10 protein-coding genes and 1 pseudogene are annotated in these 12223 nt (G+C 54.8%); 6 read left to right on the top strand and 5 right to left on the bottom strand.

Annotation, left to right across the window (positions count from 1 at the left end):
• Positions 1-394: pseudogene (locus H1D41_RS15090) on the bottom strand (hypothetical protein); the annotation flags it as partial.
• A gap of 101 nt (positions 395-495) precedes the next feature.
• On the opposite strand from H1D41_RS15090, the gene H1D41_RS15085 reads away from it, so the two are divergent.
• Complete coding sequence (locus H1D41_RS15085; protein WP_394355417.1) at positions 496-1242, top strand: thiamine diphosphokinase; 747 nt, start codon at positions 496-498, stop codon at positions 1240-1242.
• Here the strand turns inward: H1D41_RS15085 and H1D41_RS15080 are convergent.
• The 3 genes from H1D41_RS15080 to H1D41_RS15070 form a co-directional block, all read right to left on the bottom strand.
• Complete coding sequence (locus H1D41_RS15080) at positions 1181-2146, bottom strand: DMT family transporter (protein WP_228849690.1); 966 nt, start codon at positions 2144-2146, stop codon at positions 1181-1183. The genes H1D41_RS15085 and H1D41_RS15080 overlap by 62 nt on opposite strands.
• A 59-nt stretch (positions 2147-2205) precedes the next feature.
• The gene (locus H1D41_RS15075; protein ID WP_228849689.1) at positions 2206-3270 is read right to left on the bottom strand and encodes a Hint domain-containing protein; all 1065 of its coding nucleotides are present in this window, start codon (positions 3268-3270) and stop codon (positions 2206-2208) included.
• 283 nt (positions 3271-3553) lie between these two features.
• The gene (locus H1D41_RS15070) at positions 3554-4930 is read right to left on the bottom strand and encodes an L-serine ammonia-lyase (RefSeq protein WP_228849688.1); all 1377 of its coding nucleotides are present in this window, start codon (positions 4928-4930) and stop codon (positions 3554-3556) included.
• Between the two features lie 420 nt (positions 4931-5350).
• Between H1D41_RS15070 and rpiA the strand changes: the two genes are divergently transcribed.
• The 5 genes from rpiA (at position 5351) to H1D41_RS15045 (ending at position 11409) form a co-directional block, all read left to right on the top strand.
• The gene (gene rpiA, locus H1D41_RS15065; protein ID WP_228849687.1) at positions 5351-6133 is read left to right on the top strand and encodes a ribose-5-phosphate isomerase RpiA; all 783 of its coding nucleotides are present in this window, start codon (positions 5351-5353) and stop codon (positions 6131-6133) included.
• A gap of 48 nt (positions 6134-6181) precedes the next feature.
• A complete protein-coding gene (gene gorA, locus H1D41_RS15060) occupies positions 6182-7555 on the top strand; it encodes a glutathione-disulfide reductase (RefSeq protein WP_228849686.1) in 1374 nt (457 codons plus the stop codon).
• Between the two features lie 125 nt (positions 7556-7680).
• Positions 7681-8829, top strand: a complete 1149-nt coding sequence (hflK, locus tag H1D41_RS15055; RefSeq protein ID WP_228849685.1) for an FtsH protease activity modulator HflK — start codon at positions 7681-7683, stop codon at positions 8827-8829.
• The gene (gene hflC, locus H1D41_RS15050) at positions 8829-9710 is read left to right on the top strand and encodes a protease modulator HflC (protein ID WP_107495196.1); all 882 of its coding nucleotides are present in this window, start codon (positions 8829-8831) and stop codon (positions 9708-9710) included. The genes hflK and hflC overlap by 1 nt, the downstream gene beginning before the upstream one ends.
• A gap of 226 nt (positions 9711-9936) precedes the next feature.
• Entirely contained in the window at positions 9937-11409 is a 1473-nt protein-coding gene (locus tag H1D41_RS15045) for a Do family serine endopeptidase (protein ID WP_228849684.1), read from the top strand.
• A gap of 72 nt (positions 11410-11481) precedes the next feature.
• On the opposite strand, the gene H1D41_RS15040 is transcribed toward H1D41_RS15045, so the two are convergent.
• Positions 11482-12117, bottom strand: a complete 636-nt coding sequence (locus H1D41_RS15040) for a peptidoglycan-binding domain-containing protein (RefSeq protein ID WP_228849683.1) — start codon at positions 12115-12117, stop codon at positions 11482-11484.
• Between the last annotated feature and the right edge of the window lie 106 nt (positions 12118-12223).

The following is a 12223-nucleotide window of genomic DNA, read 5'->3' as shown; positions in this document are numbered from 1 at the left end:
CAGCCTCAGCAGCCTCAGCAGCCTCAGCAGCCTCAGCAGCCTCAGCAGCCTCAGCAGCCTCAGCAGCCTCAGCAGCCTCAGCAGCCTCAGCAGCCTCAGCAGCCTCAGCAGCCTCAGCAGCCTCAGCTTCAATTGAAGGGACTGCGCGTAGAATCAGATTGTCTTGTTCGTCGACTTCGGCCTGCACGTCATGACCGGCGTTCTGTTCCGCCAGAAGTTCCATTGTGGCTGCATCGGGAAGGGCGGCCCCCTGGGCAAATCCGGGGTCTTCTATCGCGATTTGTCGGAAATACTCGGTGATCAGCTTCATGGTCGCAAATGCGTCATCAAACCCTTCCAGTGTGCAGGAAAAGGTTCCGTAAGAAACTGTCAGAATTTTTTTGGTATCATCCATCAGACAACTCGCTTTTATATCTGCGATCTATATTATTCGCGATAAGGTTACTGAATTACATGTAAATCCGGGTTTTTCCTGTATAATTTTAAGACCGAAATATGTCACATAACTTTATGAATTCAGAATTAGCCCAAAAAAACACCGTTGTATATGATTTCACACCAATTTTACTGGTGGGCGGCGGACCGTTGCGCGCAGATGACCGCGATTTGATTACCGGCTTTTCCAGTAAAATTATTGCGGCAGATGGGGGGGCTGGGCATGTAATTGCGGCTGGCAGGCTGCCCGATGCGGTGATCGGGGATCTTGATTCGCTGTCTGATGAGGCCCGGGCATCTGTTCCTGCCGATCGGTTGTACCACGTGAAAGAACAGGACAGTACGGATTTTGAAAAGTCCTTATCCAGGATCGAATCCCCACTTGTTCTGGGGGTGGGATTCACGGGCGGACGTCTGGATCATGAACTTGCAGCATTACATGGCCTGCTGACCTTTCCGGAGAAACGCTGCATCCTGTTGGGCGCAGAGGATATTTTGTTTCTGGCGCCGCCTGAATCTCATATGACCCTGTCCGCAGGCAGTCGGTTTTCCCTGATGCCGCTGTGCCCTGTGCGCGCAGAAAGCACCGGGTTGCACTGGCCCTTAAACGGCAATCTTTTTGCACCGGGGGCGTTGATCGGAACGTCGAATAAAGTTGCGGGTGATCAAGAGGAACAACGGGTGTCTGTGAATTGTGATGCGCCGGGCATGTTGGTTATCCTGCCGCGCCTGGCGCTGAAGGCTGCTATGGCTGCTTTGACTGAGAAGCCGGGGCTGCACGCGCAATGGCCTGCTCCCGAAAGATAATATAAAGGCCTGCTGCCACTGTGATGCAGATGCCGGTTGCCGCAAGCCCGTCAGGCACATCCCGGAAGATCAGCCAGCCAATGATAGTGGCAAAGGGAATTTCAAGATATTGCATCGGGGCCAGAGTGGCCGAAGGGGCGTAACGCAGGCTCCAGGTCATCAAAAGATGCCCGATGGTTCCGAGAAAACCGATCAGAAACAGGAACAGGTAAGAACTGGTTTGTTCAGGCAGGATAAAACCTAGAGTACCGCTGAGCGTGTTACCTTCGGGCAGAAACGTTCCGGCCACAGTCAGCGGGGCAAGGATCAGCAGGGCCAGAACGCCGGAAACAGCCTGCAGCGCAATCGGATCCGTTTTGCGTGCGATCTGGCGGGTGACCATCATAAACAGGGCGAAATCCAGCGCGACACCAAGCGGCAGAAGGGCGGGCCAGCCGACCTCTGCGAAGCTGGGTTGAACCACCAGAAGCGTGCCGATAAACCCGATCAGACAGGCGATGATCCGGTGAAGTCCGATGGTTTCATTCAGAACGAAATACCCCAGAATTAGCATGATAAAGGGCATGACAAACGCAATGGCGATTGCATCGGCCAGGGGCAGATAGCGCAGGGCGGTAAACATCATCCCGATGCCCAGAATATGCAGAACTGTGCGCACAAGGATAAGCCAGGTGACAGGGCCGGTGCTGCGCCATGGCAGGTGGCGCAGCCAGACCAACGGTCCGAGAAGAATGACCTGCGCAGCGAAGCGGACCATGACCAGTTCAAGCAGGGGCAGGCGGTCGCCAAGAATTTTGGCAAAAGCATCACCGGCGGGGGCGGAGATACAGAACCCAAGCATCAGCAGAATGCCCAGAACAGGGCGGTCAGAATGGGCTGGGGATATGGCGGAGCTTGCAGACATAAGCGCAGGCTAGGCGTCAAAGCGCAGGGATACAAGTTCAGGCAGCGCGCTTTCGGCCGTTAAACCGTCAGTCTCTTTTCGAACAGTGGCTTATTATTGGTCTGAGAGCGGCAAATCAGGTTGCGCAACTGTTGGCGGCTTGCACGTTTGGCGCCGATTGCGTGCAGTTTCTGGGCCGGGATATCCGGAACCAGACGGTTTATCTCTTCTCTCAGCTCAGGTTTGATCGCATTCATTGCCTGCGGACCGGTGTGCAGGCTTTCACATTGAATACCCGCAGAAGTCAGCATTTCGTGGGTATCAAGCAGGATGTGATAATAGGCCACCGGGGCCAATGTATCTTCTGTATAGACGCCGGGGATATCCAGCAATTGATGTGCAGGGGCGAAAATTTCTTTCTGGCCAAACATACGTTCGACAATAGGCGATCGCAGAACAACCCGGTGCTGACGGGACAAGCGCAAATCCCGGGTTGGCAGGCTATCCCCCAGGACCCCTCTGGAAATGACCACGGGGCGCAGTTTCGGGGTCTTCCGCAATGAGTCAACGTCAACAGCCGTATGACTGATCCAGCGGATGGGCCGGGGGCGGGATCCTGCAACGCAGACCAGATCTCCGGCGCGCAGGTCTTCGATCTTACGCGGGCCGTGCGGTGTTTCAATCAGGGTTCCATCTGCAAAGCAGATGATATCGTTGACGGACATGGTGCCAGGTGCATCGCCCTGTTCCGTCAGGGTTAACGTGCCGGTGGCCGAAATCCGGGTCAGATCGAAATTCTCTGAGAATAGAATATACATGTCCCCGGACGCATCTTCCCAGACAGAGAAATCTGCGCCGGCACCAAAGCTGCCCCCGGCGGTGGAAATCTGATTTGTCGGCACCCGTGTAAGTGTGGTTGCACTGCTGTCACCCGGAAATGTGGTAAACAGTTCATCACCGGAATTCAGCCAGCTATTCCCGTTCTTGTCGTCCATGGTTGCAGAGAAATCAAAGCCGGTGCCGACCTGAGCCATATTGGTCAGATTCATTGTATTGTTTGGATGAGATCCGCCAAAGCTTGCCGGTGTCAGCGGCGTGATGGAAAACATCCTTGAAAAATCGACAACACCTGTCCTGATGGTCATATCGTCAAACTCCGACGAAAGTTACTTATTACTGCTTTACACAACTCAACCGATACAGAGCTTGCGAATCACACGTCAACAGTGAAGTGGCTAATGTATTGAAAATTGGCGAATTGTTTCCAAAAATGGCCTTATCTGGAATTATATTCCAGGCAATATTCAGATTTAAAATTAGCCCCATCGAATAAGCTGATTTTCTGTACTTTCCGCTGCCTGTAACAAAAAACCTCTCATGAGGATCATGAGAGGTCATACGTCGTTTACGCAGGCGGATGTGCCTGGATCAGCAGTTCGGGATGTTTACGGCAAGACCACCCAGCGAGGTTTCTTTGTATTTTTCGTGCATGTCTTCGCCGGTCTGGCGCATGGTTTCGATCGCACTGTCCAGTGGCACGAAGTGTTCCCCATCGCCACGCAAGGCGAGAGAGGCGGCAGAAACCGCTTTGATTGTGCCCAGGCCGTTACGTTCAATACAGGGCACCTGCACAAGGCCTTTGACCGGATCGCATGTCATGCCCAGATGATGTTCCAGTGCGATTTCAGCGGCGTTTTCAACCTGCTGTGGAGTTGCGCCCATCACCGCAGCAAGACCCGCCGCCGCCATGGCGCTGGCGGAACCGACTTCGGCCTGACAGCCACATTCTGCACCAGAAATGGAGGCATTGTGTTTTACCAGCCCGCCAATCGCAGCTGCGGTCAGCAGGAAATCACCGATTTTAGATGGTGTGGCCCCTGGCACGTGATCCAGCCAATACCGGATGGTTGCAGGCAGAACACCCGCCGCGCCATTGGTCGGGGCGGTGACCACCTGACCACCGGCGGCGTTTTCTTCATTCACCGCCATGGCGTAAACGCCCATCCAGTCGTTGATCGTGTGCGGGGCAGGCTGGTTCATGCCACGTTCTGCCAGCAGAGCTTCATGAATCCCATGGGCGCGACGACGCACGTTCAGGCCACCAGGCAGAATACCATCTGTCGCCAGACCACGTTCAATACAGTCATTCATGACGTCCCAAAGACGGTCCATGCCTTTGTTCAGCTCAGTTTCGGACCGATGTACCAATTCATTGGCGCGTTTCATTTCCGCAATGGTTTTGCCATTGGCAACAGCCATTTCCAACATGGCTTTTGCAGATTCAAACGGGAAGGGGAATTCTGAACCCGGCGCTATATCGGCTTCGGGGTTTTCCATTTCCGCGGCGGTTTTTACAAAGCCACCGCCAATGGAATAATAGGTTTCCCGCAGGATGACATCGCCCTGATCATCGGTCGCCATCAGCTGCATGGCGTTTGCGTGACCCGGCAGCGCATTGTCGTAATCGAAGATCATATCTTTTTCGATATTGAAATGCAGAGTGCCCAGACCTTCAGGGGAAATCTTCTTTGTCTTGCGGATATCGGCAAGGGCCGCTTCCGCTTTGTCGTTGTCATACGTGTCGGGCATGAAACCCGCGAGACCCAGAATCGTCGCGCGATCTGTGGCGTGGCCGACACCTGTAAAGGCCAGAGATCCGTGCAGGGACGCCCGCAATCCGGCAACATGGAAGGGACTTGCGCGCAGCTTATCAAGGAATAATGCCGCCGCCACCATAGGGCCCATGGTGTGGCTTGAAGACGGACCTATGCCGACCTTGAACATATCGAAAACGGAAAGAAACACGCGCGCCTCCATAGCTGGTTCATATCGTTTAAAGGTCTGATGCCGTTTCAGGCACGATAAAAGCGACTGATTTGCAGAATATTGCGGAATTTCACGCGTCGCGCGGCGGGCGTTGCTGCCGGGCGACGATTTCTTAACCAGTTTTGCGCAGCCTGGAGGGAAAGCAGGAATCACAGAATGGCAGAACGCAAATGAAAAACTGGGGCATAAACTGGGTTGACAGCGGCATGCGCGCAGTCAGCTATCTGGGACTTATTATCATGTGTGGGGCAGTTGTTATTCAACTTGATGCAACGCAACGCAACGTTTCGACCGGGACATGGCAGGAACCGGGAGATAAGCCGGTAAATGACTGATTTGCCCTCTCGCCTCAGGGGGGATCAATTTGTATAAGGCAGAGGTACATGAGGGGGGAGTCACATGACCGTTGAGATGTCACCGATTGAACGGGCGAAATATGCATCCGCGCGCCGTGCGGCTGAGTTTGTCGAAAGCGGAATGAAAGTCGGTCTTGGCACCGGATCTACTGCTGCATGGATGGTGAAACGTCTGGGCGAACGTGTTCGTGAAGAAGGGCTGAAAATACAAGGCGTGCCCACGTCATCAGGGACAGCCGCCCTGGCGCGTGAGGCAGGCATTGAAGTAACCACACTGGATGAAGCCCGCTGGCTTGACCTGACCATTGACGGTGCCGATGAATTTGACAGCAACCTGAACCTGATCAAGGGCGGTGGCGGTGCACATCTGCAGGAAAAAGTTGTGGCAACGGCATCAGACCAGATGATTGTGATCGCCGATGCTGCAAAAGCGGTAGAAACGCTGGGCGCTTTTCCTTTGCCGGTGGAAATTCTGGCCTTTGGGGGGCAGACAACAAAAGCCCTGATTGAGGAAACGCTTGTTGGCATGGATGTGCTGGGACGGGATTCTGTTCTGCGTATGCAGGGTGATGCGCCTTTTGTGACAGACGAAGGCAATCACATTCTTGATCTGAATCTCAGACGGATTGGCAATGCGCGACAGCTTTCCCTTGTGCTGAACCAGATTCCCGGTGTTGTGGAAAATGGACTGTTCCTTGATATATGTGACACAGTTGTGATCGGTTACGGGGATGGAAAAACAGAGATCCGTGACATACATACCGGAACAATCACGGAAGAAACGGCGGAAGGCGGCGACGCTGAGAACCTGTTTTCTGACATCTGAGAATAAGTAAGCCGGATCTGCCCGGCACCCAGGAGAGGACCCCGCCCCATGAGTTTTGATTATGATCTTTTTGTGATTGGCGGGGGCTCTGGTGGCGTTCGCGCAGCGCGTGTTGCTTCTGCAGAGGGCGCGAAAGTGGCGCTGGCGGAAGAATACCGCATGGGCGGGACCTGTGTGATTCGCGGCTGTGTGCCAAAAAAACTGATGGTTTTTGCATCTGGCTACAAAGATCTTGTGCATGACGCACAGGCATACGGCTGGGAAGCCTCCGTTGGTGATTTCGATTGGGATGTCTTCCGCCCGAAAATGCATGCGGAGCTGGATCGCCTGGAAGGCATTTATCGCAACATCCTGAAAAGCAACAATGTCGAAGCCTTTGATGCCCGTGCTGAAATCAAAGACGCCCATACCGTAACCCTGTCCACGGGCCAGGACATCACTGCGAAACATATTCTTGTGGCGACAGGCGGCACGCCGTTTACCCCGGATGTGGAAGGGGCTGAACATACGATCACCTCAAACGAGATCTTCTTGCAGGAAAAGCTGCCCGGCAGCATTCTGATTGTGGGCGGTGGTTTTATCGCGTCAGAGTTTGCCTGCATTATGCATGGCCTGGGCGTGAAGGTGACACAGTTCTATCGCGGTGAAATGATCCTGCGCGGCTTTGATAAAGGCTCTGCCACGCATATTGCCGACGCGATGAAATCCCGTGGTATTGATTTGCAGCTGGGCGCAGATGTGGCCAAAATCGTGAAAACCGATGCGGGTCTGGAAGTGACTGCAAAAGATGGCAGCACGCAGGTCTTTGATGCGGTAATGTACGGCACAGGCCGTGTCCCTGCGACCAAAGGCATGGGCCTGGCGGAAGTCGGCGTAAACCTTGGCCGTAAAGGCGAAGTGCTGGTCGATGCTTATTCCCAGACCTCTGTTCCATCCATCTATGCGGTGGGTGATGTGACCGACCGGATCAACCTGACACCGGTTGCGATTCGCGAAGGCATGGCTTTTGTCGAAACCGTGTTTAAAGCAAACCCGACCCCGGTGGACCATGAACTGGTGCCGTCTGCGGTCTTCACACAGCCAGAATTTGGCACAACCGGCCTGACGGAAGAAGAAGCGGTGGATTACGCCGCAACGCATGGCCCGGTGGAAGTTTACACAACGGCGTTTAAAGCCATGCAATCCGGTTTTGCCGGGCGTGAGAACAAAGTTTTCATGAAACTGCTGGTCGATCAGCACAAACGCACGGTTCTGGGCTGTCATCTGGTGATGGATGGCGCGGGCGAACTTATTCAGCTGGCCGGCATTCCCGTGAAAATGGGTGCAACCAAAGAGGATTTCGACCGGACCTGTGCGGTGCACCCGACCATGGCGGAAGAGCTTGTGACCATGAAAACACCGTCCCATGTGATCGGGGGATAAGTGGTATTGCGCGATAATTCGTAAGGTTTAAGCCGGGTGGGGAACCTCCCGGCTTGAATTTTGCGCAGAATATGTCCACTTAGGATATAGAATTCTACACATGACCAAAGAGGGAACAAACCCGTATGTCAGGTAACAACGGCGGCCCCTGGGGCGGCGGAGGCGGCGGACGCGACAATGGCGACGACCGCAACAAGGGAAACAACGAAGGCCGTCCAAGTGGCCAGCGTCCGGGCAATGACGGCCCGCAGGTTCCCGAAATTGATGAAATGATGAAAAAGGGCCGCGAACAGCTGCGCGTTCTGATGGGCGGCGGCGGGGGCGGTGACAACCGGTCCGGTGGCGGCGCTCCGCAAACACCTGAAATCGGCAAAGGCGCGATTGGTCTGGGGATTATGGCCGCTATTGGTCTTTGGGCGTTCGCAAGTTTCTACACTGTGAAGCCGGAAGAAAAATCCGTTGAACTATTCCTTGGCGAATATTCCTCAACCGGTGGGCCTGGTCTGAACTTTGCACCATGGCCGGTTGTGACCTATCAGAAATTTCCGGTGACCCGCGAACAGACCGTTGAAATCGGTGTGGGCGGTCGTGGTTCTGAAGCTGGTCTGATGCTGACCGGCGATGAGAACATCGTTGATATTGATTTCCAGGTGGTCTGGAACATCAATGATCCGGCGCAATATCTGTTCAACCTGAAAGATCCGGGTTCAACCATTGCTGCCGTATCAGAATCCGCGATGCGCGAGATTATCGCACAGTCTGAACTTGCACCGATCCTGAACCGGGATCGTGCGTCTATCGGTCAGCGCCTTCAGGAACTGATTCAGTTCACGCTCGACAGCTATAATTCCGGCGTGAACATTGTGCGGGTCAACTTTGACCGTGCTGATCCACCAGAAAGCGTGATTGATGCCTTCCGTGACGTACAGGCTGCGGAACAGGAACGTGACCGCCTGCAGAAAGAAGCGGATGCATATGCAAACGCTGCTCTTGCACAGGCGCGTGGTGAAGCAGCACAGGTGCTTGAGGTTGCCGAAGGTTACCGTGCCCGCGTTGTGAACGAAGCCGAAGGTGAAGCCAGCCGCTTTACTGCGGTTCTGACAGAATATCAGAAAGCGCCGGAAGTGACCCGTCGTCGTCTGTACCTGGAAACCATGGAAGAAGTGCTTGGGAATGTCGATAAGATCATTCTCGACAGTGACGTCGGTGGTGCCGGGCAGGGGGTTGTACCTTACCTGCCGTTGAATGAACTGCGCCGTGGAGGATCCAACTGATGCGTAAATCTGCTCTGATCCTGCCCGTTTTGGCTGCTCTGGCCTTTGTTGGTCTGTCCTCTGTCTTCATCGTGACTGAGGTTGAGAAAGCCCTGGTTCTGCGTTTTGGCCGCGTGGTTGACGTGAAAGAAGAACCTGGTCTGGCGTTTAAAATGCCATTTGTTGACGAAGTCGTGCGTTATGACGACCGGATCCTGTCCCGCGATGTTGAACCGCTTGAAGTCACACCCAGTGATGATCGCCGCCTGGTGGTTGATGCCTTCGCCCGTTACCGGATTGCTGATGTGAATCAGTTCCGCCTTGCGGTGGGCGCTGGTGGTGAAGCGGCTGCGGAACGTCGTCTGGATTCCATCCTGCGTTCTAAAACCCGTGAAATCCTGGGTTCTGTCAGCTCAAACGAAATCCTTAGCTCGGACCGTGCGGCTTTGATGTTGCGTATCCGCAATGCTGCAATTGCTGAAGCCCGTGCGCTGGGCCTTGAGGTGATCGACGTACGTCTGAAGCGTACTGACCTTCCACGCGAAAACCTGCAGGCGACATTTGATCGTATGCGTGCAGAACGTGTGCGTGAAGCAACCGACGAACGTGCCCGTGGCCGTGAAGCGGCACAGCGGATCACTGCGCTTGCGGATCGTACGGTGGTTGAACTGGTCTCTGATGCGAAGCGTCAGTCTGAAATCATTCAGGGTGAAGCGGATGCCCGCCGGAACGGAATCTTTGCGGAAGCCTACGGTGCGGATCCGGAATTCTTTGAATTCTACCGGTCACTGACAGCTTACCGCAATGCGCTGAAGGGTGAGAATTCGACGATGGTTCTGTCTCCGGACAGCGAATTCTTTAACTACCTTGGCAGTGCAAACGGTGTTTCCCCTGCGGAATAATCCAAACGCTCTCTGAAATGTGATAAAGACCGGCAAAACTCTGCCGGTCTTTTGCGTTTCATAGGCAGGGAATGCGCAGAACCTGTCAGATTGTTGTGATTTTGCCGCAAAATGCTTGAAGTTTTGCCCCGGGGCACGAAGTATAAACTCAGACCCCGGTACAATTGCCGGATGATTGCGCGGCCTGATCACAGGGATCGGGCGCGCCTTAAAAAGGAGTTCAGGCGTGAAACCCAAAGCAATTTCGCTTGCCGTTCACAAATCTCAACAGAAATCCCTGCTGCAGGGATTCTGGCTGACCATCCTGGCCAGTGTCGTGCTGTTGGCCCAGGCCCTCAGCGCGAATGCCCGCCCGGACAGTTTCGCCGATCTTTCTGATCAGGTGAGTAACGCGGTGGTCAATATCACCACATCAACCACGGTTGCGGCCCGTGGTGGTCCGTCCCCCGTGGTGCCCGAAGGATCCCCGTTTGAAGATTTCTTCCAGGAATTTAATGACCGGAATCGTGGTGGACAGGGCCAGGCCCCGCGCCGCAGCCAGGCGCTGGGATCAGGTTTTGTGATTTCTGAAGACGGGTTCATCGTCACCAATAACCACGTGATTGAGGGCGCAGATGAAATCCTGATTGAATTCTTCTCAGGTGAAGAACTGCCTGCAACGCTGGTTGGCACAGATCCGAACACAGATATCGCCCTGCTGAAAGTTGAGGCCGATGACGCACTGTCCTTCGTGCCATTTGGTGACAGTGATGTGATGCGCGTGGGCGACTGGGTTATGGCCATGGGCAACCCGCTGGGGCAGGGGTTTTCTGTGTCTGCCGGGATTATCTCTGCACGCAATCGCGAACTTTCCGGTACCTATGACGATTATCTGCAGACCGACGCCGCGATCAACCGGGGTAACTCTGGTGGTCCGCTGTTTAACATGAATGGTGAAGTGATCGGCGTGAATACCGCGATCCTGTCCCCGAATGGCGGCTCAATCGGTATTGGTTTCTCTATGGCATCCAATGTTGTGACCCGTGTGGTGGACCAACTGCGTGAATTCGGGGAAACCCGTCGCGGCTGGCTTGGTGTGCGCATTCAGGACGTGTCTGAAGACGTGGCCGAAGCCCTGGGTCTTGAAAACACCAATGGTGCGCTTGTGACCGACGTGCCTGCCGGCCCGGCAGAAGAGGCAGGCCTGCAACAAGGGGATGTGATCCTGTCGTTTGACGGTGTTGATGTGGAAGACACCCGTGGTCTGGTGCGTGAAGTTGGAAATGCCGAGGTAGGCAAAGCCGTGCGTGTGGTCGTTTATCGCGATGAAGGCACCCAGACTTTGCTAGTGACCCTTGGCCGTCGTGAAACCGCCGAAGGCAATGACGCACCGATGGAAAAGCCTGAGGCCGAAGAACCACAGACGTCCGACATTCTGGGCATGACACTGTCTGGTCTCAGCGATGATCTGCGCGCCCAGATGGGGCTGCCGGAGAACGCAGAAGGCCTGGTGATCATGAGCCTTGATCCCGAAGGGGCGGCCGTTGCGAAAGGCCTGCAGATTGGGGATGTCATCACCGAAGCAGGCCAGCAACAGATCCGTTCGATCGCAGATTTCGAAGCCCGGATCGAAGATGCCCGTGATGCTGGCCGCAAGTCTTTGCTGATGCTGGTGCGCCGGGGTGGTGATCCACGGTTCGTGGCTGTGCCGCTCAACTGATCTTTGCAAAAATGACAAAAGAAAAGCCCGCTATAACTGGCGGGCTTTTTGTATTCGGGGTGTAAGCCTGTGTCAGATATCGGTGACGTCTGGTTCTGGCACGGTCTCGGGCGTTTCAGGGGCTGATGTTTCGGTCTCTGGCGGGCGCGGGACTTCGACAAGCCCCAGGGCGCGGGCGTTTTCCAGCGACAGATAGGCAGAGTTCAACCCGTTCTGCACCTGATACTGTCGTATCGCCATGCGGGTTTGCCGATCCATCTGACCAGAGATCGTTCCCTCATAATCCCCACGGGCCTGTAACGAACGCTGAAGGGATGTCAGAAACTCTTCTGTCAGCATATTTGCGCAGGGGGTTTCAAAATTCAGGGTTTGGCGCGGCGTGACAATTCTTGTGGTGGTTTCGCTGCGCCAGATTGCAGGTTCTGTCACAGTCCCGTCGCGATCCCGTTTTTCGCGCTGTGTCTGCACATTCTGAGTGATGGTTTCGGTGACGGCCGGTTCGTAGTCCAGGGCCCAGCATCCGGGTTCAGGCATGCCAGTGCGTCGGTTTACGGGGGCTGCATCCGGTGTGTAACCGATCTGCACACCTGTGTCGCCGGTTGCCTGATATGTTGCCTGATCGGAAACACAGGCGCCGAGGGCAATGCAGACAGGGATCACAGCCTTGTGGAAGGGGATGAAGTTTTTCCCGGAAAACCTGAATGACATCTGCGACCTCGTGCTTTTGCCGCAGGTTAATCGGTTTTAAACTGGGAAACCAGCCCGGGAAGCGGGGACGAACAGATTGGCGTAAACCTGCGGTGTTGCGTGCACA

Origin of the sequence: Halocynthiibacter styelae (assembly GCF_016123485.1) — a bacterium.
GTDB lineage: Bacteria > Pseudomonadota > Alphaproteobacteria > Rhodobacterales > Rhodobacteraceae > Halocynthiibacter > Halocynthiibacter styelae.
Note: the sequence above shows the minus strand (reverse complement) of the source record. Positions and strands in the feature narration are given on the sequence as shown.

Coding starts and splice junctions, on each gene's coding strand:
- H1D41_RS15085 (WP_394355417.1), top strand. CDS start 496: ATGTCACATAACTTTATGAATTCAGAATTAGCCCAAAAAAACACCGTT.
- H1D41_RS15080 (WP_228849690.1), bottom strand. CDS start 2,146: ATGTCTGCAAGCTCCGCCATATCCCCAGCCCATTCTGACCGCCCTGTT.
- H1D41_RS15075 (WP_228849689.1), bottom strand. CDS start 3,270: ATGACCATCAGGACAGGTGTTGTCGATTTTTCAAGGATGTTTTCCATC.
- rpiA (WP_228849687.1), top strand. CDS start 5,351: ATGACCGTTGAGATGTCACCGATTGAACGGGCGAAATATGCATCCGCG.
- gorA (WP_228849686.1), top strand. CDS start 6,182: ATGAGTTTTGATTATGATCTTTTTGTGATTGGCGGGGGCTCTGGTGGC.
- hflK (WP_228849685.1), top strand. CDS start 7,681: ATGTCAGGTAACAACGGCGGCCCCTGGGGCGGCGGAGGCGGCGGACGC.
- hflC (WP_107495196.1), top strand. CDS start 8,829: ATGCGTAAATCTGCTCTGATCCTGCCCGTTTTGGCTGCTCTGGCCTTT.
- H1D41_RS15040 (WP_228849683.1), bottom strand. CDS start 12,117: ATGTCATTCAGGTTTTCCGGGAAAAACTTCATCCCCTTCCACAAGGCT.